The following is a 21,755-nucleotide window of genomic DNA, read 5'->3' on the forward strand; positions in this document are numbered from 1 at the left end:
CCGACGGGTCCTGTGACTCGCCTTGCGCTGGATCGTTTCGGTCGGTGTGGGGCGAGGTGATCTTTCAGATGACGAGTGGATGCGGCTGGAGCGGCATCTGCCCCGTAACCGCGGTCGGGGCGGGCGTCGGCAGTGCCACCGCCGGGTGATCAACGGGATTCTCTTCCGGCAGCGGACCGGTCTGCCCTGGCGGGATCTGCCACCGCAGTTCGGCAAGTGGAAGACGGTTCACGATCGTCATCGCAGATGGTCGGCGGACGGCACGTGGGAGAAGATCCTGCGGGCCGTTCAGGCCGACGCTGATGCAGAGGGCCGAATCGACTGGAGCATGGTGAGCGTCGACTCGACGTCCTGCCGAGTACACCAGCACGCAGCCGGTGCCCTCATCGGCGCGCCACGAATTCCGGGCCGCCGCAGTCGCCCGGCCAGACACCGTTCCGATGAGGGTCTGGGTCGCTCCCGGGGAGGGCTGAACTGCAAAATCCACCTGGCCAGCGAGGGCGGTCGGCTTGAATCAAGTGGGTGAACCGAGGCCCCGCTCGTTCACCCGGCGAGGTTGAGGTGGTGTAGACGGGCGATGCCGAGCATGGAGTGGTGGACCCCGTCGCCCTGCCGGACCAGCGCGGGCTCAGTCCGGTGAACGGGGCTGTCCAGGACGGTTCCGACGCCGTGATCACACCAGCCACAGCAAGATCATTCCATTGCGGCTCAACCCTCCAGCCGGTCAGGATGGACCTCGGATGAATAGGCGAGGATGTCTTGGACCGCGTCCCGCAGACTTCCGAAGTGACGATGCACGCCATTGACTGCCGCAGGGGTGTTGACGCTCCACACCGTCATCCCGGCACGCAGGCCGGACTGCACCCCAGAGGGGGCGTCCTCGATGACCAGGCAGTCCTCCGGCTTGGCACCGAGTTGTGCGGCCGCCTGCAGATACGGCACCGGCGACGGCTTGCCTTCCGTCACGGCGGCCGCATCCACGACAACCTTCGGGACCGGCAGACCCGTCCGCGCGAAACGTCCGCGTACCCGGTGCTCGTAGTTCGAGGTCACGAGCGCCCATGTCCCGGACTCCAAGGCGTTCAGCAGTTCAGAGGCGCCGTCGAAGGCGGCATATGAACCGTCTCGAACGTCCTCGTCCTCCAGCTCATGCAGTGCGGCCAGGCACTCCCGAGGGTCCTGGTCCGGGGCGACCTGCGCGAACGTCTCCACCGGCCTCGTCCGCAGCGCCACTCGGTAGACCTCATCAGGGTCCAGTCCGTACCGCTCTGCCCACGTGTGCCAGACCAGGCGCTGGTTGTCCACGGCGTCGATCAACGTGCCATCGACATCAAACAGGACATACCTCATCGTGCCGGGACGGCCGGGTTCACTGATCACGCATCGATCATGCCATCGGGCCCTGAGCAGGCAGTTTGCGGGACAAGCCTTAGGCGGCGTATTCCTCCCGCGCCAACCGGGCCTACCTACGAAAGCGAGGAATCCGCTGCACGATCCCGTAACCCGCCGACCAGGCCGCCCACCGCAAACAGCGCGGCAAGGCCGGCGGGCGGCCACCGGCCTTCGACCGCGAGGACTGCAAGCCCCGGCACGCCGTCGAGTGCGGGATCAACCGGCTCAAGCGCAACCGGGCCGTGGCCACCCGCTTCGACAAACTCGCGCCGTCCGCTTCGAAGCAGCCGTCCTGATCGCCGTGATCGGCGAATGGTCATGACCGGTCTGAGCTGTCGGTCGCGCGTGCCATGCTGACACGGCCGGAGCGAGCGAGGTGGGGGAGAGGCACGGTGGCGGCTGAGTACTACGGAGCCGACAGCGAAAACGGCGACCGCATCGATGACCCGTCCGAGGACGCCCTGTTCATGCTGATCGACGACCTCAACGACACCGACAACACCTTCGTGTTCGTCCAGCCGGACGAGGACGAACCCGTGTGGTTCGCCTCGGTCGCCGTGCTGGACGAGGGCGGCTACGAGATCGTCCGCCGCGACAGCTCACGCCGCGAGCACGAAGTCACCATCGCGAGCAGCATCAACCACATCACCTACGACCTCACCACCTGGATAGCCGGACGTGCCTTCCCCGGCCGACCGCCCCGCAGGGTCACCGACTTCTAGAGCACGACCTGGATGGGACGGATCGCGCCGGGCGGAGGACGGCGCGATCCGCCGCTACGACATCTGGCGGAAAACACGCCGTCGGCCACCGCCTCCGCGAGGTCGTGGAGCGGGCGAATGGTGGCGGATGCGGAAAAGAGGTGTTGAGTTGAGTCGGAGAGGCGCCGTTGGGGCGGTGGGCGTCGTCCGGGTCCGGAGATTCGGTTGTTGCCGGTGACCGATGCCCAGCGGGCCGTTCCGCAGGCCCAGTTGGGGGCCGTGCGACGGACCGGGCTCTGCTCGGCGTCGATCCCCGTCATCATCGGGGGAGGGGCGGGAGTCGACACTCCTGCGGTGTGACCTGCTCACGGCGGGCAGTTGGCGGGAGTCGCGCCGCTGTCAATCCCTCGATCCGGCCGAGTCGGTCGTCCGGCAGCCGGGCATCCCAGGGCCGGGACGACGGGATCGGCCGTGGTGCCCGGGGGTGTCGAGACGTACGCCGAATTTTTCTTCCATACCCCGGGTTTGAGTGTGAAAGCGCGGGATACACGCGCTCATTGGTGGGCCACTGAACAGCTACCTCCTTCGATTTCGGGGGGTTGCCATCCGGTGACCCAACGTGAAAACTGTGAGCGCGCTCGGCCGGACGAATCATGTCGAAGCGCGTTTTTGACACGTACATCGTGGGACAGGGAGTTCGCGCAGGGCCGCTGCGCATGAGAGATCACGGGGGGCGTAGTGGTGTCTGCAAGGTGTCCTGGCCGCGTGTTGCCGGGCTGTGCACGTGCGGGCCTGTCCGCCGCGCGACGGGCGTCCGGACCGCTCGGAACCGCCGCCCCGCCGTCCTTGTTCCGCCCTCGGGTCCGCTGACCAGCCGGACCGGCCACGCCCGAGCGGCGGACCGGCCGCCGACGACGGCCGGACCACGCACCGGCCACCTGGTACGGAGCGACAACACCCCGCGGGACCACCGCCCGACGGCCGTGTCCGTGACGGCCACCGCTGCCCGCGGCCGGGTACGCGGCAGCGTCGGTGGCCCACCGCCGGGCCCGCGCGTTCTCACCCAAGGAGAAACGGTGACAAGCACACGACTGACCGGGGCCGAATCGCCTCTTGACGCGTTACCGGAGGGGTGGCGCTCCTTACGCGACGCGGGCCCCGTGACGTACGACGAAGAGCGGCGGCAGTGGCACGTCGTGGACCACCAGGGCGTCTCGGCGATCCTGTCGGACCCGGCGACGTACTCCTCGGACATGACGCCGATCGCCCACACCCAGGAGGCGTGTACAGGGGGAGACCGCAGACGAGGCGCGAATTCATCGGGCTGCCACGCCGACCCTGTTGCCGGGGCGGCGCGCGCGGGGGGTGTCTCAGCGCTGGAAGACCGCTGTCGCCACGGGCACCGCCAGCAGCAGGCTGAGCCCGATCAGGGGCAACCGGTCCAGCCACAGGACGGCGGCGAACTCGCGCAGGGTCGCGGAGAGCCAGTACACGGGGGAGGTCGGCGCGCCCACGACATGGACGGGAACGCCGGCGCGACGGGCCAGCAGGGTCGTGCGGTAGACGTGGAAGCCGCTGGTGACCACCGTGGCACGGTGCCCGGAAGCGGTGCGGTCCATGAGGGCCGCGCTGAAGCGGAGGTTCTGCCCGGTGTTCACGGAGCGGTCCTCCCGCACGATCCGGTCGGCGGCCACCCCGCGTGCGCGCAGGTAGTCGGCCATGGCGTCCGCCTCGGAGCGCACCTCGTCGTCGCCCTGGCCGCCCGAGACGACGAACACCGCACCGTCTGCGTCCGGTGCGTCGGCGGCACCGACCGCGAGGGCCCGCTCCAGTCTGCGGCGCAGCAGCGGACCGGGCCGGTCGCCGTTGAGCCCGGCGCCCAGGACGACGACATGGGTGGTACCCGGCGGCGGGGTGCTGCGGCCCCGGACGAACACGTGAACGGTGAAGACGAGGAAGAGCAGGCTGAGGTATCCGGCGGCCGCGTTCACCGCCACCATGAGGGCACCCGCCGCCTCGCCCCGGACCGCCCGGACGACCGCGTCGAGGCCGAGCACCGCCAGCAGCGCGCCGCCGGCGGCGCAGGTGGCCAGCAGGGCCGCCTGCGGTCCGTAGCGCCGGACCAGGACGATGCCGTCGACCAGCAGGAGCAGGCCCAGCGCGAGCGTCATGAGCAGGGCGGCGACGGCGAGCACGGTCGCGACGGTGGGGTGGGTCTCCGCACTGCGGGCGGCCACGCCGAGCCCGGCCGACGTCACCGCGAGGCAGAACAGGACGGCGCTGGAGAACCGGTGCGGCGCCAGCACGGCATGGACGACGCCGCCCACGGCGAACACCGCCGCGGCAAGGTACTCCGGGTACTCCGGCACGTCCCCCACCACTCCGCTCTCCCGCCCGCCGGGCCCGACCCCGTCCACCTGTCGCCGCCTGCGCGTTCCCGGACCGCGCAGCGCTGCGGGGCCCGGTGCGGACGGCCGTCGGACATCCTCGCAGACCCGTCCGGGCGCGCCGTACGCGGGCGGGCGCCGACGCGATCAGCCGGGACCGACGTACGCCCGTCGCCGGGGTCGGATGCGCCAGGAACGCAGGGCCTCGGCGACGGCGTGGTCGGGCCTCGGGGCAAGTCCCGGCTTCGCCGGCTTGCTCCGATGGTGGAGTCGATCTGCACGAGCCGGTCGATGTCGCCGCCCGCGTCCGCTCGGGCCTGGATCTGTTGGAGAGCTCGAGTGAACACGCCGTCCAGGGCGTAACGGCGGAAGCGGGTGTATGCCGTCTTCCGCGGTCCCTAGCGTTCCGGCGGGTCACGCCAGGAGATCCGGGTCCGGATCTTGCAGGCCACCCCATTGACGACCTGCCGGTTCTCCACACGCGGACGGCCGGTCGCGGCCCGTGGTATGAGCGGAGCGATCAACTCCCACTCCAGATCGGTGAGTTCATGACGACGTATCGCGCCACCATGATCCACCATCCGATGATCCTCGAAGACGGGCCCTGGAACTGGGCTCCTTCATGCCGGACGCCGAGTCCGGCATCGCCGCGGGCCGCCGTTGCCGCTCGGTGGCAGCGCCCCTCTGTCTGGTGGCGGCCGCGCGGCCGGTGGTGGCGTTTCTCCGCTCGAGTGCAGAGCACCGCAGCCCGGCGTGATGAGGCCGGCGGCTCCGGAGCCGGCTGCCGGCCGGGAGAACACTGGGGCGTCCGTGCTGCGGCGGCTGGTCGCAGGGCGGTCGTCTCTCCTCCCTGGGGCCGCCGGCAATGCCCGGCCCGGTAGCGCTGTTGTCACTAGGGGCGGATACGTTGCTGCTCGGCAGGGGTGTGAGCGGCAGCGGGGAGCGGCAATGGTGGTCGTGGTGGGGTATGCGCAGGCATGGGATCTGGAGGCCCGCATGCCCTGGCGACCGCTGTCGGTGGCTGAAGCTGGTGAGCGGGATGCCGCCGGGCTTCCGTACGTGGTGGTCTACCGGGCGGCGGGCCGGGAGGCTCCGCTGGAGGTCCGGCTCGTCTCCTGGCGGGACCACTACGTCGGGCTGTGGGTCTACGACGCTCAAGGCCGCCGAACCTGTCACCTGGACATGCGGCTGTTGGACGACCCGGCGCGGCTGCTGCGCCGGTACACCGCCGGCTGGACCTACACCGGCCAGGAGATGGCGGAGTTCGACGGAGCGTGTCCGCGCATCACCGTGGAGCTCTTCCCGGACGGGAAGGGCCGGCGGACGGAGGAGCCCCAGGGGAAGGGCGGGGGCTCTCACGTCACCGTGCCCAGAGTCCGCGACGAAGAGCGCTGGATGAACCGGCCTGCCTTCGGGGCGTGGCCGCTGCTCTCGGCCCAGGTCCACGGCCTCACGGAGCCGCCGGTCTTCGAGATCACCGAGGGGGGTGCGGCAGCCGACGACGCGAGCGGGTCCGCGCCCGTCACCTGCTGGCGTCCGCCCCGCCCCGCGCGGCCCGGGCCGATCGGTGAGCTGTTCCGGCCCGGGCTGCGCGTGACCGACGGGTACCACCCCGAGATGACGGTCGTGGAGCCGCGTCGCATCGCAGGAACCCTGCGTGTGCCCAGCGGGCTGCTGGCCGTCTCGGGCCCGGACGTCTACCGTGGCGACGGACCGCACATCACGGTCCCCGTTCCGCCCGGTGAGTACGTACTGGAGGAGGCGCTGGCCCGCCACACCTACCACTGCGAGTGGGAGGGGAGCGAGGTCACGCGTACGGACACCATGGCCGTCCGCGTGCTCGTCAGCGAGAGCCCCGCCGCGACCTGGGAGATGGGCCGCCGGCCGGACGACGACCCCCGCCTGCTCCGGGAGGACGGGATCTTCGGCTTCGACACCGACGGTGCCACGGGCTGCTTCGCCGACGCCGGAGCCTGGGAGCCGCTCCTCGGCCTCTTCGAGAGGGGGCTGATCCAGGGGGACCCTGACCTGGACCCGGACGTGTACGAGGACATCAGCGACTCCATGTACCTGCTGCGCACCCGGGACCGGGCCACCGGCGGTGAACTCGCGGCATTTGCGACGACGGGGGACGGTACCTATCCCGTCCGGGTCGGCCGTTCCGAGGCCGGCGAGGTGGTCGGGGTCGTGGTGCTGGTGGAGGGGATGCCCGAACTGCTGCCGGAGAGCACCGCCGCCGGTGCCTGAGGTGCGCGGAGTTCCGGGACCCGGCGTTCCGTGCCGCCGGGCGGTACCTGTCCCTGTCGGCTCAGAATTGAGCATCGCAGTTGGCGGATGATGCCAACTACCGTGCTCAGCCACAGACACCTGCGACTGAGCACTACATCTGGCCCGGATGGACAGCGCCGATGCTCAGAATCGGCCCGATGGCGACTCACAATTCCCCGTGGCTGGAGGACGCGGCGCTCTTTCAGTGTCCCCAGCCGGCGTAGATGATGACGTTCTCGCCGTTGTCCCTGGCTCCGATGCACACGTCACACCAGTCGAGCAGCCAGCCGCTGGAGCGGCAGCTCTCCCGCTGGAGGCCCAGTTCGCGGATGATCTCCGGGCGGGACAGGCCGTCCTCGCTGGTGACCGTCGCGGCGCGCCAGCAGCCGCCGGAACCGCAGCTGGTGCCTTCGTCGACCATGGTGATGCCTGGCGGCAATGAGGGGAGGGCCTTGGACGACGGGGCGTCCGAGCCTTCGCTGATCATCAACGCGTACAGGAGGCCGACCGCGAGGGTGAGGGCGAACTGCGTCCCCAGGAAGCCGATCGCTGCGTTGCGGCGGGGGATCCATTCCGGGGGAGGAGAGCCCTCGTGCCGTCCTTCCAGTCCCGCGCCGCAGGCGATGAGCAGGGGCGCGAGAGCCGTGAACACGAGATGTGCGTCGGGCCTGGGAGCGTCGATCCAGCCCTGCTGAACGCTGATCAGCAGACCGGCTCCGGTGAGCAGCACGCCGCCGATCGTGAAGCCGACGGAACGGGTGCGGGCGATCGTCACCCAGACGACGGTGGGTGCGACGGCGAAGAGTGTCCCCAGGATGGTCAGCATGCACGGGAGACGTGCGGCCCCGAGCGCTCGGTTCCACACGGCTGGGGCTCCCCAGCGTGACTGAGCACTTCAGTTGGCCGAAAGGGCCAACTGAAGTGCTCAGTCACACCTGCTGAGGCGCCGGTAGGGTGCGCGGGATGAACGTGTACATCGAAGCCTCGTTCGATACTGCCGCGCCGAACGAGCCGGGCGCATCACTGGTCCGGTGGTTCAGTGCCGCCCGCACCGGGCTGTACAGGAACCTGGTGGAGGCGGAGGCCAGGAGCGGGGGAGGCGTCGTCTCCGAGGCGCACGTCGTCCCGGACATCGACGACGTGGCGCGACGTTTTCCCCGGATCGGGCAGGCGTGGCCGCAGTTCGAGGAGGGGCTCGCCGCGTTCCCCTGGGGGGCTCAACTCCTGTTTCTCACCGAGGGCGGGGAACTGGCCGTGCTGGGACGGGCGAGTTCCTACCACGTCCTGAGCGACGGTTCCATCTGGCGGGCCTCGGCCTCGGCCGGCGTCAACTCCCCGGACGACGCCGCATCCTGCACCGCGCTGGTGGACTTCCTGCACACCGCACTGGAGGGCAGCAGCCCCGTCTTCGGCCGCATCGAGTGGAACAACTTCGACGAGTTCACCAACCTCGATGCCGTGCTGCGCCGCAAGAGGAGGACGTCACTGCGTGAAGGCCGGCGGTCCCTGCGCGGCTACGCCTGGGTGACCGTCTGTCCGGCGGAACTTACGGCACGGCTGGGCGGCGCCGCGGTGCTGGAGGACTCGGGAGCCTTCCACCGGGTGCTGCCGCTGGGGGCGGGAGGTGTGCTGCTCCAGGCGTCGGCCACGATGGCCGGGTACACGGACCAGGTGATGGAGCGGGTGTTCGAGGTGCTGGCGCCCGTGCTGCCGCCGGGCGAGCCGAGCCCCGACCCCGCCCACCCTTGTCTGCGGTTCGTCCCGCGAGACGCCGCCACGGTGCGCTGAACCGCCCGGGCGCTGGAAAGCCGGAAGGCTGGTGCGGAGGGGGAGGGTGAGCCCTCGTGCCACCAGAGCCCCTACCCGGCTTCGGCCCCCGCCGTGCTGACGTCCAGCAGCCCACGTCGGGGAGGGTGCGGCCCGGCCCTGCCAGAGCGCGGACACGGGCCGGGCCACGGCTGAGAACCCTAGACCGGGCAGCGGTGTCCAGGGACCTCAACGTTCGCGCATCAGGTCCACTCCCACGTACGCGACCTCCGGTGAAACGATCTTTAGCGCCGGTGGACACGGTCCCGGGCGGGCGAAGGCCGGACGGAATGCAGCGCGCTGTCACCGCTGTGCATCGGGTGGGTTTTGTGCGTCAGGTGGGCTGGCTGCGGTCGATCGCGATCGAGCTCGGCGGCCGTCCTGCCGCCCGGCTGTGCCGCCGGTTGCGGCTGGCCGCGGGTCGGACGCGGCTGCTCGGGCTGCTGACGGCACCGGCGGTGCCAGACTGTGCCCCGCGCGTGCTGGGGGTGGACGAGTTCGTCTTCCGCAAGGGCTGCACCTACGGAACCGTGCTGGTCGACGTCGAGGCCGGCCAGGTCGTGGACGTGCTGCCGGACCGGACCTCCGAGACATTCGCGGCCTGGCTGACCGAGCATCCCGGCGCGGAGATCATCTGCCGAGACCGGGCGACCGCCTGCACCAAGGCGGTCGGGGAAGCCGCCCCCGGTGCCCTCGAAGTCGCTGACCGGTGGCACCTGTTGCAGAACCTGTCTGCCGCGGTGGAGGAGACCTGCCACCAGCACCGCGACTGCCTGCGCAAACGCGCCGAGGAGGAGACGGCGGCGGAAGCGGACGGGGCGCCCGGGGCGGCCCCGATGCTGTTAGCGCCTGCGGACGCGAGGCTCTCACCGAAGGCCAGGACGAGCGCCTCCTCCCAGTCCGGCTCGCCTGCCAGGACATCACCCGGGTCTGCGACCTCGCCCGCGCCTTCGCCGACCTGGTCCGCCACCAGCGCGGATACCTCCTGCTGGAGTGGATCCGCGCTGGTGGCGAACAGGACGCACCCAAGCCCATGAAGGGCTTCGCCGGCTTCCTCCGCCAGGACCTCGTCGCCGTCATTGCCGGACTCACCCTCCCCTGGAACTCCGGAGTCGTCGAAGGCCACGTGAACCGGGTGAAACACTCAAGAGAGCAATGTACGGCCGGGCCTCCTTCGACCTCCTGCGAACCCGCATCATCGAAAACGGCCCGTGAGACAGTCGGGCACGGCTTCACCGATCGTCACCGAGGAGAAGGATCCATGAGAGCGTTGCCCGCCGTCACCGGCCGTGACGAGTTCGACGTCCTGGTCGTCAGGATCGACTACCACGACGACCAGGCGTGGCAGGACGTGACGGCGGCGCTGATGGAACCCTGGGGAGACAGGCCCTACGAGGCACACGTCCACTTCATAGACGACCCGGCCTGGGCAGGAGCGACCGTTGACGAGGCGCTGAACGCGGTCTGCGCCGACGAGAACCTGGCCGTTGTCTTCCTCGCCGACCGGACAACCATGCAGGCCGAGAGCCACGCGTTGCTGGCGGTCACCACGCTGACGCGAGAGGAGTGCGTGGACGACGAGGACTACGAGCAGCTGACCGAGTTCGGCCGTGAGTTCCGCACCGTCCCCGCAGGGGTCCACGACGTCCACGCCAACCTGAGCATCGGCAACCTGGGCTTCGAGGAGTACGCCGCATGGGCCCACGATGATCCCGAGGGGATCTACCGGTCCTTCTGAACAGGGCTCACGGAACTGCGGCCAGAGCCCGTTTCGATCATTCCGTCGTCTAGGTCGGTGATGCGTTCGGGAAGTGTGCTGTTGTTCGGCATCCCCCAAGCCGGCGCCGACGGGTCCGCCGAAGGTTCTGCCGGGGCGGCATCAACCGCCAAGGATGCCTGTGCAGCGGGTGGGGGGGGAGGGTGACGGCGTCCGGCAGTCCGTCCCGGGACAGATCTTCTTCCCCACATGTTCTCGAGCGGGCCGGGGATCTCGCTCACGGTCTCTTCCCTCCACCCGTCGCCAGTCTTGGCGAGTACCGCCCGGGCGCCGGCGAGTGTGTCCGTACCCAGCACCGAGTTGTGCCTGTCCTCTGGTACGCGTGCGATGAGATCTCGCGCACGGTCCACCTACCCGGTGTCCACCAGGGCTCTGGCGACGGGGGCAGCATGAGGCCGAGGCGCATGTTCAGGTCGCCCATGTCATGGTCCGACAGGCTCCCGGGATCGCGCAGCGCGGCCTCCAGGCGTCTTGCCACCCGGCTGCTCGATCCGTGGACCTGACGCCGGGTCAACTGCCCGGCGGGAGCATGCTGGTGATCGCGTCGTCGGCCGCCGCGGCGGCGGCCCGGACCGCGACGGGGACGACGACGGTGGTGACGCTCTCCAGGAGACCGGGCGCGTGGTCGGCGATCCACTGGCGCAGGCGGGCGCCGACGCCGTGGACGGGCCGACCGGCAGCGGCCTGGGACTGCAGTTCGTCCACGAGGGCATTCCCCTCGGTGCGGTCCTCGCCTTCGGTGAGGGCGGCGATGTCACGCCGCAGACCGGCAAGGGCGTCCTCGAGGGCGGCCGTGTCGGGGGCGGTGCGGTGCTCCTGACGCTGGTGGACGGAGCGGCCCGCGGCGATCTGGGAGCCTGTGACCGCTCCGCTGAAGCTGATGTTGATGTGATCGCCCGGGGGCGGTTCCTGAGCCATGGTCATTTCCTGACGGTGAAGGTGAGGGAGTCCTCCGGGCCGCCTCCTGCGTCGGCGCCCTGGCTGGCGTAGGTGAGGTAGAGGGTGTAGGTCCCGGCTGCTGGTGCCACCTGGACGGCGATGTACCGCTGCCCCGGGTCGAGTCCCTTGGCGTAGCCGCCGAAGTCGCTTCCGGTCTCGAAGGTCAGGCGCGTACCGTCCGGCTGGACCACGTCGAAGTCCTGGGGCCTGAGGCCGACACCTCCGGGCGGGGCGTCGAGGATCTTCACGGAGAAGGTGAGCAGCAGACTGGCCCGGCCCGAGCGCAGTTTCGGCGCCACGTTGTATGGAGAGTCGAGAGCCACATCGGTGCGGTACTGGCCACCGATCACGGTCAGTTCCATCCATGTGTTGCGCAGGGTTCCGCCGGCGACCACTTCGTACGGATCGTGCGCGACGAGGGATCCGCCGTTAGCGCCGGGGACGAGTGGCAGTGTGGTGACGTCGTCCGCGTACGCGGGAAACTCCAGCCGGGCGTCCTCCCAGCGGAAGCCCTGGTACAGCGGGAAGGTGAACGTCGCCTGGCGCCCGTCCTGGCTCGCCGAGGAGATGCTCGTGACGGAAGCTGTCCGTCTGCCGCCCTGCTGGAGCACCGGCGTGTACTCCAGCCGTCTGCTGGACGGTCCGGTGAGTTCGTTGCGCACCGTGGTGGTGAGCAGCAGTTGCGGCAGACCGCTGGAGTCGTGGTTGACGAGGGCGCCGATCACGTCGTACCGGAAGCCGTCCGCGTGCACCGTCGTGCCGATGTGGCGCCCGCCGAAGGGGAAGTCCCTCCACAGGTCCGACTCCGCCGTGGAGGGGTCGCTCCCTTTGTGCGAAGAGGAGTTGTGTCCCGTCCCGCCGCCCTTGTCGTCGGAGCCGGGGCCGTGGGAGAGGGCGGTGCGGGTGGGCGGCGTCGACTGCGGTGTGTCTCCGTCGGTGAGCGGTCCCGCGGACGGCCTCGTTCCAGCCGGCGGTGTTCCTTCACCGCCGAAAGCGGTGAAGCCGAACGCCGCCACCGCGACAGCGCCCGCTGCTGCCAGCAGGGCCTTGCCGGTGAGCAGGCCGTGATGCCACGGACCCGAGGGACTCGTCGGCGGGGGCGAAGCAGGCGGGGAGGGCTGCTGGAGCACCGTCTGGCCCGGACCCTTCGGGGCTGGCGCGTGCAGCAGATCGCGCAGCGCGTCTCCTCCCCGTACGCCGAGCGTGGCGGCGGCCGACAACAACGCGGTGGCCTTGGCCACGTCCCCGAGGCAGAGTGCGCGAATCCCCGACTCGTGAGTGAAGTACGCCTCGTCGTCCCGCATTCCGGAGCGCCGCGCCGCGTGCAGCCCCGCTTCCAGCAGCCGTCCCCACGCCCGCCAGCGGAGCCCGAGCATCAGGCGCGGAGCGCCCGCCCGGGCGAGGCGTGTCACCAGCGAGTCCAGCCCCGCGTCGGCCGCCCGCCGCACCAGAGCCGTCACCACCTCGGCCTCGGCGGCCGCATCCCCGGGTGCGGTGCTGGCCAGCCAGTCGGCGACGGCCTCTGCCACCGCGGGCAGGGCCGAGCCGTCCGGATTCTCCCCGAGCCCTGCGGCGACGCCCTCTGCCAGACGCAGTCGTGCCTCGTTCCGGACCAGCAGCCTCGCGCGGACCAACTCCTCCACGGCTGCGTCAGTGCCGTCCGGTAATGCCGTGACCAGGGACGTTCCCCACTCGCTGTCGCCGGCCACGGCAAGATGCCGCAGCAGCCCGGCCGCTGCCGTGCCGAGCCAGGCCACCAGTTTCGGAATCAGCAGAGGCAGGCCGTCCGCCGGGGGCACCTCGGGCGGGATGCCGTGTTCGGCGGCCTCCCGCAGATACGCGGCGACCAGGCCGAGGCGTCCCGGATGACCGTCCGTCTCCAGCCAGGCCTGCTCCGCCTGCGTGGATTCCTCCTCGGTGAGCGGTCGCCCCAGAGCGTCCTGGAAGAGCGTCAGGGCCGCAGCCTGCGGCAGGCCCCGCAGGCCCACCGTGCACCCGCCGGTGAGACTCATCCGCCCGGACGCGGCGACGACCACACAGTGCGGCAGCGCGTGCACGAGGTCGGCCAACTCGTCGGCGGAGCAGTCGAGATCGTCCAGGACCACCAGGACGCGCAGAGCGGCGAGCAGACCGCGCCGCTCCGCCTGGGCGGGAAGGTGGAGACCGGGGACCTGGTAGGTGGCGAGGAAGACCTCCTGCAGAACCTCCTCCGTCGGGAGGCCGCGGGCGGAGAGCAGTACGGTGCCCTCCGGGACTGCTGTGGTCGCGCCGAGCGTGCCCCGGCCGGTCGCGTGCAGCAGCAGGGTGGTCTTGCCGATGCCGGACGGCCCGTACACCTGGACCGGTTCCCCCGCGTCCACCGCGTCGGCCAGGCGGGTGAGTTCACGCTCACGGCCGAGGGCGGCGAGCGATCTGCGGGCCTGTACCGAGCGGGACAGCGGGCGCCGCTCCGCACGGGCCGCCTCGACGCCGTCCACGAACAACACGGTCGCGAAACCGTCGGCCTGGATCTGCACGACTTTGCCGCCGATACCCACCTGCGACCCGGTGAGGTCTCCCTCCACCGCCACCGACGCGCTGCCCGCCGTCGTCTGCGGAGCGGGCGCGTCCGACACCCCGGGGACGGGTCTCGCCGTCTGTGGGGGCGCGTCGGCGGCCGCTGTCACGGTGTGAGCGGCGTCGGCGTCCGCAGGGTTCGTCCGCCCGGGGCCCGCCGCTTCGGGCGTCAACAGGTGCGCCGGGAGTGGAGCACCTCCGGCGGCGTGGGCCTCGTCCGGCCCCACGGGTGCCGGCGCAGGCGACTTTGCCGCCTCCGCCTTTTCGGGCACGGCCGCGGCGGGCGCCGACTTGCTCCGTCGGCCTGCCGTACTCGCGGCTTCTTCCTGTGGCGACTCCTCGTCGCCTTCGGGCTTCCCCGACACGCGTCCCCCATCCGTCCGGGCGTCCCGTGCGCGACCCGACAGGTACACCGACCGAGGCTCCCGCCCTCAATGATTCTGGCTTCCCGCCACCCGCTGCAACCAGAATGCACCATTCCGCCCGTTGGTCGGAATCGATTGGAAAGCATCATGATTGACCGCAAATGCCAAGGAGTCGACAAGGTTTCGCTGTCGCGCCATCTGTCCATGGCTGTTCATTCCCGGTGAGGCCACTCGGCCCTCGTGATCTTGACCCTCGGCGCCCGCGCGGACGCAGCGAACGCGGCCTCGCCAAAGCCCGGGCCCAGGGCGACATCCCGCCCTGCACCCTCGTGCGCCTTCCCCTCGACGAAGTCGCCCCCCACAACCCGCGACGGAAGTTCGGCACAGACGAAGAACTCACCCGCTTCGGCGAAGAACGGGCGGAGTCGGAGGCAGGTGCATCGACCGCGGGTGGATGTGACACGCACATCGGGCAGGCTGTGAACGAGGTATGCCGGCAGCGACAAGCGGTGATTGCCCACCGATCGGGAAACGTCTGTGTCCTTCCCCGGGGAAGGACACAGACGTTCTGGCGTCCAGCAGCGCACATTGGGGAGGAGGGTCCAGCCCGGCCCTGCCAGAGCACGGACACGGGCAGCCCGGCCGGGCCAGGGCGAGAACCGTAAACCGGGCAGCTGCGGCGGCTTTCGTTGGGTGGTCGAGCACGTCGTCGCCTGACGGCACGGTTTCGGCGTCTGCGCGTCCGTTGGGAACGACGCCTTGAAGCTCCTGTTCCCGCCGTTCGATCAGGACGCCGAGGATGAGGACTTCAGCCGGCTCCTGGGCACGGCTGGGGACCCGCAAGACGCGCTGGTTCTTGCCGAGGAGTGCACGGGGGCTGTTCGCGGACGATGGGTCGACCAGGGTGTCGTGCAGGACGAGTACCGCGACTTCGTCCGGGCCGGCCGCCCGTCCGGCATATCGCCGAACGGGCATCCCCGGCCTGACCTGCGCCCCGGCCCATGATGCCTGACCGCCTCGTTCACGTGGCCAGTGCCAGAACCGGGACGCGAACCGGCTGGGCCGCTACGCGCAGTCCACTCCTGACCCGCAGTCCGACGGCTGCACCGAAGCTGTAGCCGTCGGAGACGAGCTCGAGCTTCTGGGGCGCTGGGGGATCGGACACGGGAGGTTTCTTCCGAACCGGGTTCAGGTGCGCGGATGGTGCCGGGCGGCACGGGCTCGTGTCGTGCGGTCACGTTGCGGACGCTGTGTGGGGAGCCGCCGGGACGATCGGATGGCGCGACGATGGGCCGAGTCCGGGGTGCCGTCCCCGAGTCAGGGTTGCCCGGCGACTACTGGTCCGCCCTGGCCGCCAGACGGGGTCGGCTGCAACGGCCGGCCAGGGCCCGGTCGTTGAGCCGGGAGCCCACGGTGTACGGCGAAGCGCCAGGGGCCATGGGTCTCGGGGCTTCGTGCTGCCTCCAGATCCTTAACGCGGCCAGGTGGCGGGCGTGTTCAGCGGGAGTGGGATCTCGTCCAGTCGCAGCCACTGTTCCCGGCCGCTTTGATCTGGCAGGCAGAACCGTACGTCCTGTGCCTCGTCCGACTCGTAGGGGGCGTCTTCGACGGCCTGCAGCAGAGCGTGCAGCCTCGGGTGGGGTGCCTGCATCGCCCGGTCGCGTACGCCCTCGGCGCGCAGGGCGGCCAGCGTGAGGGAAGCGGTGTTCACGCCGGTCCGCCGGTGGTCGTCGGCGTGGGCGATCGCCTCCGGGTGTTCCACGATGGAAGCCAGGGCCTGGGGGCCGGCGACGGTGTACGCCAGCACCAGATCGCCACGCTGCAGCACCACCTGTGTCCCCGGCTCCACCAGCGAGCCGGGGCGGCTCGACATGGACACCTTGCCGACCATCGGGCCCATACCGATCTTCCGGACCTCGTCGAACTGCTCGATCGTCGGGTCGACGAACCGCTCGGAGTCGGGTAGCACCAGGGCGCAGTGTCCGTTCCACGATGTTCCCGTCCAGCTCGGTGTGAGCGAGCCGTACACGGTTCCGGTGCCGTTCTTCTTGCGGATGGCCACGGTGACCGGCAGCAGTTCGGCCCGTACTCCCAGCTGGCCGTAGGCGTTGCGCAGGGTCAGGCAGGCATCGACACAGATGTTCGCCGGAGCGCGGCCGTCGGAGAGAGCCACCCACAGGAAGGGCAATACCAGTTCCACGAGCTGGTCCGGCTTGGCGTGTTCCAGCACCCGCGCCATGTGATCCATGCTTCCCGGCCGTGCCGGAGCCGATCCGCGCGGACGCGGTACGGAGGGACGGGAGACCCGCTTTTGCGGTGTCCGGTGCTTCTTGCCCCGCTGCTGCTTCGACATGGAAAGAGCCTAGAGACCCCAACCGGCCTTCCGGCAGACCGCGTTGACCGGTCTGACGCCGGGAGCCGCAGGCTGTGCAGCCCCTGGCGTTGCCGTCGGGGTTCACCGGTCGCTGGGGGCGAGCAGGCTGATGACGCGGCCGCGTGGCAGGAGAGACAACTGGGGACGGGTGATCGGTCCCTGATGGGACTCCGTTAGGTCTTCCTATCAGTGCTGATCAAGAGCATGTTGAGTTGGGTGGCCGACGCCGCCTATGGCACCAACGCTCACCTGCGGATCGCGCTGTCCGAACGCCACCTCGCCTACGTGCTGGCCATCCGGTCGGACGTGAGCGCCCACCCTTTCGATTCGGAACCTGTCGCTCCGGCCCGCAACGGACCTGTCGGCTGCTGGCCCCAGCCCCGTTACCGGCAGAGGGCACCGTCGGTGGCAGACCTGGCCGCCGGACTTGGACCGCAGGCATTTACCCCGCTCACCTGGCGCAACGGCTCGAAAGGAGCGGTGCGCTCCCGCTTTGCCGCCGTGCGGGCGCGCCCGGCCGGCAAAGCGGTCGAGCGCCCCGTCAAGGCTGCTGCCTCGGCCGGACAGGGCTGGTGGGATGGGGTCCTGCCCGACTGCTGGCTCCTGGTCGAATGGCCCGCCGACGCCGACACGCCGACCGGGTACTGGCTGTCCAACCTGCCGGCCGACACTCCGCTCATCGACCTGGTCCGTCTGGCCAAGGTCCGCTGGCGCATCGAACACGACTACCGCGAACTCAAACACGGCCTGGGCCTGGATCACTTCGAAGGCCGGTCCTGGCCCGGCTGGCACCACCACGTCACCCTCGTGACCGCCGCCCACGCCTTCCTCACCGAACAGCGCCTGGCCCCAAAAACGCCCGCACCGGTCTCACCCTCTACCAAGTCCTCGATGCCCTCCAGGACGTCTTGAGGTGCTGGACCGGTGTCTGCACCACCTGCCAACAAGCTCTGCCTGCCACAGCACATACAACGCCAAGATGGAGACAGACCTAACGGAGTCCTATTAGTGCTCTGACCGGGAAGGTTCGCCGGGTTGAGTACGCTCGGCCCGACTGCGTCGGAGGAGGAGTGCGGGCGTGAGGCGGAGACCGTCGATGGATGAGGCCGTGGGACTGCTTGAAGGCGAGCTGGCGTCCCGGACGCTTGCCGATCCGGTCACGGAAGACGTCTGGTTCGCCTTCCTCAGTTTCGGGCGACGGCTGTTCCAGGTCCCGGACACACCCGATGCCGACGGCCTTCTGTTCCAGTACGGGACCTACATGTTCGACGGTCCTGCGACGTTCATGCTGGACCTCACCCGGCAGTTCGAGGTCTCCGACAGCGACGGTGATCACGACCACTACGTGCAGGTCCACTGTGAGCTCCGATACGGACTCACACCCGCCCTGGAGGCCCTGGGAAGTTTCAACTCGTGGTTCTTCCACGATGCCGGAGGGGATCTCGACGAGTGGGCCCAAGGGCTGAGCGAACGGGCAGCGTGGACAGCGATCCACGGACTCAAGCCGACCGAGATCAGGGTGTACCGAGAGCAGGTGTAGCTGGTCAGGCTGCCGTCGTGGTGGGGCGCCCTCCCCAGCGGATGCCTTTCTCGCTTCGGATGCGTACTCTTTCGCGTCGTCGGGCGGCGAGGACGTCGGGATGGCGGGCGTTGTTGTTGCGCCGGCGCAGGTAGGCGTGCAGGGAACGGGTCTGGACGGTGCGGTGGGGGTGGTGTGAGTTGGCCAGGGTGAACTGCCGCAGCGGACCGGAGTGGGCCTCGATGGGGTTGGCCCAGGACGCATAGATCGGCGTGAAACAGGGCTCGACCTTGCTCCGGGCCGCCCACCTAAGGATTTTCCAGTTCAGGTGGGCGGAGAGGTTGTCGAGGATGACGTAGATCGAGGCACCGTCGGATCGGGCGGTGCGGATCGATCGCAGGGCTATCCAGGTGTGGTCGATGCCTTTGCGCCTTCGGTTGATGCCTCACAGCGTGTCGTCGCCGACCGAGTAACAGCCATGGAAGTACGTGATCCCGTGGGTTCGCCGGTAGGTGGCCGGCAGCCGGTCGGGCCTGCACCGCTCGGCCCGGCAGGAACCGGCGGTGGGGCGGATGCCCAGGGGGCCGAATTCGTCGAAGGCGAACGTGCGGTCGGGACGTTCGTTGATCGCGTACTCGATGCGGGCGAGCTTGGCGTCGAAGTCCGGATCCGGGGACTCCTTCCAGGTCTTCGTGCGCTGGAAGGGGATCCCTCGGCGGGCCGGCAGGCAGTGAAGGGCTTCACGGCCGATCCGGGCCGGCCGAGCGATGTCGCGTCGCAGGTGATCGGCGAGTTTGCGGATCGACCAGTGAGCGAAGGGCCTGCCCGGTACGGCCGGGCGAGTGGTGGCCGTTGCTCAGCGCCGAGTCCTGGTGTACCGGTGGAGTAGGTCCATACCCATGGGCGTGCAGCCTGCCGCCCGCCTGCGGCAGGAGTTCGCCGACGCGCACGGGCCCGACAGCGTTCCTCTGGACCTGCCGCAGCCCGCCCCGCCCGCAGACTCCCCGGCGCCCGCCGACGGCAGTGCCCCGAGCGACCGGGGCGACCGGGGCGACGACCTGGACGGCTTCAACTGCGCCGATTGTGCCCGCCCCTTCAAGACGGAGCGCGCCCTGGCCTCGTACCGGCGCACCGCGCACACCCAGGAAAGCTGATGTGACCGTCGGGTCCCCGGTCATGAGATGAAGGCCGAGGGTGGGAGCCGCACGCGGAGACGGCCTGCCAGGCAGATGGGCAGGCCGTCACGCAGGTCGAACGAAGGGGCTACCGCTCTCAGTCGGCGTCCCCGCACCATGCCCAGTGCCCGTTCTCCTTGACGACGGTGGTCAGGACGTTTGAGGTTGTGGCTCCGTCCTCAAGTTCCGACAGGTTGACCACGGCAGTAGAGCCGTTCTCCTTCACGCTGGCGATTTCGATGCCGATGATCTCGTTCTCACCGAATATCCCCGACAGTGCTTCGCTCGCCCTGCCTGCGTACTTCGCGCAGGTGGCATCGGTGAGGGCATCGAGGTCGTCGTCCATCCCGGCCTTGTAGAAGGCGTTGACGGCGTCCTTGGGTGTCTGGGGTCCGTCGTTGGAAGAGCCGCAGCCGCTGGCCAGCATTGCTGCGGCGGTGAGGAGGGCGGCGGTGGCGAGACGTCGCCTGGTGGTGGGTCGCATCAGGAGGAGCCTTTGGTTCGAGGGCGTGCCAGGCCTTCACCAGATGTGCGCATCTAGTGAAGGAGATCGCTAGAAACTGTGGTGATCTTGTATCACCGCTGTTCGGAGCACGTCAATGCCACCTACATGAATCTCGTTGGCTGGGACAACTTCACCGGCTACCCCCGGGCCGGACCTGATCTGCCGGCCAGAGGATGACGAACGCCTTCGCCCGGATCGTCCTCATCGCCTCGGTCGGGCGTGGGGCAAGGGCGGACAGGGCGTCGGCGGCTTGACGTATGCAGCGGTGAACGGTCGCGATCCCGATGCCGAATCCGGCGGCGAGTTGGGCGTAGGTGTCACCGCGCCGTAGATGGGCCAGGGTGAGCAGGGCCTGACGTGCGGCGGAAAGACGCCGTCACCACGTCCCGATCTCCTGCCGCCTGGCTGTCGGTTGTCCGGTCAGGAACCGCAAGGTGCGGCTGGACAGATCGATCGAGGACGGGTGGACAAGCATGCGAAGCTCCTGGCGGACACGGGTGATCTTGGTCGAGGCCCCGTCTACCAGAGGCTTCGTCGTTGCGCAGGTCTGTCCAACTCGCGGTCGACACCGTCAGCTCGGAAAAGGCTCATTGTGCTTATTTCTCCCCTTCCCCGAGAGGACATCGAACGATCACACTGCACGCATGCAGAGGGCGAGAAGACGAACAGCGACTTACGCGGCAGCATTAGCTTTTGTCCTGTTGGCCAGCGCAGGCTGCTCCGGAGGCCATGAACCGGACGTCACACACAGCCGGGCGGCCACCCTTCACCTGGACAAGCCGGTTGGCCTGGCGGACGAGCCGGTGCAGATTCGGATCAGTGGGCTCGCCGCCGGTGAGGAAATCACCGTCACAGCACGCGCCACCGACGCCGACGGTATGACCTGGACGGGGCGTGCCGTCTTTAACGCCGACGACAAGGGCGTCGTAGATCTGGATCATGCCGAACCTAAGACAGGGACCTATCGGGGAGCCGACGGCATGGGTCTGTTCTGGTCCATGACCCCCGCCAAGGGGGATCCCGGCAAGAGCTGGTTCCGCACGAACGACCCGCAAGAGGCGGCCTCCTACCAGGTACGCCTCACGGTCCAAGCAGGCAGCCGCACCATCGCGGAGCGACGACTCACCCGCACATGGGCCATGAGCGGAGTGCACCGCAAGGAGCTCACCGTGGCCCACGACAAGCTGCGCGGAGAACTCTTCCTGCCTCCCTCGCACGGGCCCCGGCGTGCGCCGGTCCTGCTCCTCGGGGGCTCGGAGGGCGGCCTCAGCTCCCCGCTCACAGCGGCCCTGCTGGCCTCCCGGGGCCACCCTGCCTTAGCTCTGTGCTACTTCGACTGCCAGGGACGGCCCAAGAACCTCGCCGCCATCTCCCTGGAGTACCTTGCCACCGCCGCCCGGCTTGTGCGCGACCAGCCGCAGGCCGATGCCCAGCGTCTCGTGGTGATCGGTGGCTCCCGCGGCTCCGAAGCAGCCCAGCTGATGGCTCAGTACTATCCGGACCTCGTCCGCGATGCCGTGGTCTACATGCCCAGCCGCAACACCAACGGAGCCTATTACCGCGGCTGCTTCAGTTGCGGACGAGGGCAGGCCGCATGGACCAGGAACGGCAAGGTCCTGCACCTCATCCCCATTCCGCTCGACCATGTGCGAGGCACCGTGCTGGCCATCGCCGGCGGCGACGACCCGGTGTGGGGCTCGCTCTCGTCCGCCGAATCGATCGCCCAGGAACGCAACGCAACCGGACACAAGCACGAGGCCCTGCTCTATCCGAAGGCCGGGCACGCCGTGGCGGACTTCCCCTACCTTCCCGAAACCGGAGGCAGCCACCTGGGCGGAACCCGCACAGCGAACGCTCGAGCGAAGGCGGACAGTTGGCCCCACGTGCTCCAACTCCTGGAACCGTGAACTGCAGCAGTTGGTGGCTTCTCGACGACGTAGGCCGGCAAAGCGTGTCGCCAGTTCTCATCGAGACTTCCGAGCTGCGGAGTC

The 21,755-nt window shown here is 69.5% G+C and carries 19 protein-coding genes and 6 pseudogenes; 12 read left to right on the top strand and 13 right to left on the bottom strand.

From position 1 onward, the window contains the following. Window positions 1–46: 46 nt before the first annotated feature. Window positions 47–505: pseudogene (locus CW362_RS19865) on the top strand (IS5 family transposase); the annotation flags it as partial. Window positions 506–608: 103 nt separating this feature from the next. On the opposite strand, the pseudogene CW362_RS19870 reads toward CW362_RS19865, so the two are convergent. Both CW362_RS19870 and CW362_RS19875 read right to left on the bottom strand, forming a co-directional pair. Further along, a pseudogene (locus tag CW362_RS19870) lies at window positions 609–686 on the bottom strand (IS5/IS1182 family transposase); the annotation flags it as partial. Between the two features lie 22 nt (window positions 687–708). Further along, entirely contained in the window at window positions 709–1,380 is a 672-nt protein-coding gene (locus CW362_RS19875; RefSeq protein ID WP_206301002.1) for an HAD-IA family hydrolase, read from the bottom strand. 56 nt (window positions 1,381–1,436) lie between these two features. On the opposite strand from CW362_RS19875, the pseudogene CW362_RS19880 reads away from it, so the two are divergent. Further along, window positions 1,437–1,714 (top strand): annotated as a pseudogene (locus CW362_RS19880) (transposase); the annotation flags it as partial. Between the two features lie 28 nt (window positions 1,715–1,742). After that, complete coding sequence (locus CW362_RS19885) at window positions 1,743–2,114, top strand: hypothetical protein (protein WP_206301003.1); 372 nt, start codon at window positions 1,743–1,745, stop codon at window positions 2,112–2,114. A gap of 1,349 nt (window positions 2,115–3,463) precedes the next feature. On the opposite strand, the gene CW362_RS19890 is transcribed toward CW362_RS19885, so the two are convergent. Both CW362_RS19890 and CW362_RS19895 read right to left on the bottom strand, forming a co-directional pair. After that, window positions 3,464–4,471 carry a YdcF family protein gene (locus tag CW362_RS19890; protein WP_162684145.1) on the bottom strand — a complete coding sequence of 336 codons (1,008 nt, stop codon included), beginning with the start codon at window positions 4,469–4,471 and terminating at the stop codon, window positions 3,464–3,466. Between the two features lie 407 nt (window positions 4,472–4,878). Continuing rightward, entirely contained in the window at window positions 4,879–5,061 is a 183-nt protein-coding gene (locus CW362_RS19895) for a transposase (RefSeq protein ID WP_103550848.1), read from the bottom strand. 415 nt (window positions 5,062–5,476) lie between these two features. On the opposite strand from CW362_RS19895, the gene CW362_RS19900 reads away from it, so the two are divergent. Then, window positions 5,477–6,727 carry a DUF4241 domain-containing protein gene (locus tag CW362_RS19900; RefSeq protein WP_240657891.1) on the top strand — a complete coding sequence of 417 codons (1,251 nt, stop codon included), beginning with the start codon at window positions 5,477–5,479 and terminating at the stop codon, window positions 6,725–6,727. 223 nt (window positions 6,728–6,950) lie between these two features. Here CW362_RS19900 and CW362_RS19905 read toward each other — a convergent pair whose 3' ends face one another. Further along, on the bottom strand, window positions 6,951–7,574 hold the full coding sequence (locus CW362_RS19905; RefSeq protein WP_103550850.1) for a hypothetical protein: 624 nt from the start codon (window positions 7,572–7,574) through the stop codon (window positions 6,951–6,953). Between the two features lie 137 nt (window positions 7,575–7,711). Here CW362_RS19905 and CW362_RS19910 point away from each other — a divergent pair, with 137 nt between their 5' ends. From CW362_RS19910 to CW362_RS19920, 3 genes are all read left to right on the top strand, one after another. Beyond that, entirely contained in the window at window positions 7,712–8,536 is an 825-nt protein-coding gene (locus tag CW362_RS19910; RefSeq protein ID WP_103550851.1) for a hypothetical protein, read from the top strand. 308 nt (window positions 8,537–8,844) lie between these two features. Continuing rightward, window positions 8,845–9,591, top strand: coding sequence for a transposase (locus CW362_RS19915; protein ID WP_103550852.1), 747 nt, complete (start codon window positions 8,845–8,847; stop codon window positions 9,589–9,591). Window positions 9,592–9,815: 224 nt separating this feature from the next. Further along, window positions 9,816–10,292 (top strand): DUF6924 domain-containing protein, encoded by a 477-nt coding sequence (locus tag CW362_RS19920; RefSeq protein ID WP_103550853.1) that lies wholly within the window; start codon window positions 9,816–9,818, stop codon window positions 10,290–10,292. A 549-nt stretch (window positions 10,293–10,841) separates the two neighbouring features. On the opposite strand, the gene CW362_RS19925 is transcribed toward CW362_RS19920, so the two are convergent. Both CW362_RS19925 and CW362_RS19930 read right to left on the bottom strand, forming a co-directional pair. Beyond that, window positions 10,842–11,255: a hypothetical protein gene (locus CW362_RS19925; RefSeq protein WP_162684146.1), complete on the bottom strand. Its 414-nt coding sequence runs from the start codon at window positions 11,253–11,255 to the stop codon at window positions 10,842–10,844. Further along, a complete protein-coding gene (locus CW362_RS19930; RefSeq protein ID WP_162684147.1) occupies window positions 11,252–13,936 on the bottom strand; it encodes an ATP-binding protein in 2,685 nt (894 codons plus the stop codon). Before CW362_RS19930 ends, CW362_RS19925 begins: the two co-directional genes overlap by 4 nt. Window positions 13,937–14,950: 1,014 nt before the next feature. Here CW362_RS19930 and CW362_RS19940 point away from each other — a divergent pair. Continuing rightward, complete coding sequence (locus tag CW362_RS19940) at window positions 14,951–15,196, top strand: hypothetical protein (RefSeq protein WP_206301004.1); 246 nt, start codon at window positions 14,951–14,953, stop codon at window positions 15,194–15,196. A 16-nt stretch (window positions 15,197–15,212) separates the two neighbouring features. Here the strand turns inward: CW362_RS19940 and CW362_RS43360 are convergent, their stop codons facing one another. Next, the gene (locus tag CW362_RS43360) at window positions 15,213–15,356 is read right to left on the bottom strand and encodes a hypothetical protein (RefSeq protein ID WP_162684148.1); all 144 of its coding nucleotides are present in this window, start codon (window positions 15,354–15,356) and stop codon (window positions 15,213–15,215) included. Window positions 15,357–15,662: 306 nt separating this feature from the next. Next, window positions 15,663–16,544: a hypothetical protein gene (locus CW362_RS19945; protein ID WP_162684149.1), complete on the bottom strand. Its 882-nt coding sequence runs from the start codon at window positions 16,542–16,544 to the stop codon at window positions 15,663–15,665. Between the two features lie 237 nt (window positions 16,545–16,781). Between CW362_RS19945 and CW362_RS19950 the strand changes: the two are divergent. Further along, window positions 16,782–17,477 (top strand): annotated as a pseudogene (locus CW362_RS19950) (IS701 family transposase); the annotation flags it as partial. A 184-nt stretch (window positions 17,478–17,661) separates the two neighbouring features. Continuing rightward, window positions 17,662–18,105, top strand: a complete 444-nt coding sequence (locus CW362_RS44620) for a hypothetical protein (RefSeq protein ID WP_240657893.1) — start codon at window positions 17,662–17,664, stop codon at window positions 18,103–18,105. Window positions 18,106–18,109: 4 nt separating this feature from the next. Here the strand turns inward: CW362_RS44620 and CW362_RS19960 are convergent. After that, window positions 18,110–18,937 (bottom strand): annotated as a pseudogene (locus CW362_RS19960) (transposase); the annotation flags it as partial. 46 nt (window positions 18,938–18,983) lie between these two features. On the opposite strand from CW362_RS19960, the gene CW362_RS19965 reads away from it, so the two are divergent. Then, window positions 18,984–19,238, top strand: a complete 255-nt coding sequence (locus tag CW362_RS19965) for a hypothetical protein (protein ID WP_103550857.1) — start codon at window positions 18,984–18,986, stop codon at window positions 19,236–19,238. Between the two features lie 118 nt (window positions 19,239–19,356). On the opposite strand, the gene CW362_RS19970 is transcribed toward CW362_RS19965, so the two are convergent. From CW362_RS19970 to CW362_RS44625, 3 genes and pseudogenes are all read right to left on the bottom strand, one after another. After that, window positions 19,357–19,743 (bottom strand): hypothetical protein, encoded by a 387-nt coding sequence (locus tag CW362_RS19970; RefSeq protein ID WP_162684150.1) that lies wholly within the window; start codon window positions 19,741–19,743, stop codon window positions 19,357–19,359. 190 nt (window positions 19,744–19,933) lie between these two features. After that, a pseudogene (locus CW362_RS19975) lies at window positions 19,934–20,239 on the bottom strand (helix-turn-helix domain-containing protein); the annotation flags it as partial. Between the two features lie 211 nt (window positions 20,240–20,450). Beyond that, the gene (locus CW362_RS44625) at window positions 20,451–20,705 is read right to left on the bottom strand and encodes a hypothetical protein (RefSeq protein WP_240657903.1); all 255 of its coding nucleotides are present in this window, start codon (window positions 20,703–20,705) and stop codon (window positions 20,451–20,453) included. On the opposite strand from CW362_RS44625, the gene CW362_RS19980 reads away from it, so the two are divergent. Then, on the top strand, window positions 20,607–21,671 hold the full coding sequence (locus tag CW362_RS19980; RefSeq protein WP_240657901.1) for an acyl-CoA thioesterase/bile acid-CoA:amino acid N-acyltransferase family protein: 1,065 nt from the start codon (window positions 20,607–20,609) through the stop codon (window positions 21,669–21,671). The two genes, CW362_RS44625 and CW362_RS19980, sit on opposite strands and share 99 nt — an antisense overlap. Window positions 21,672–21,755 lie beyond the last annotated feature (84 nt).

Source organism: Streptomyces populi (genome assembly GCF_002911015.1).
GTDB lineage: Bacteria > Actinomycetota > Actinomycetes > Streptomycetales > Streptomycetaceae > Streptomyces > Streptomyces populi.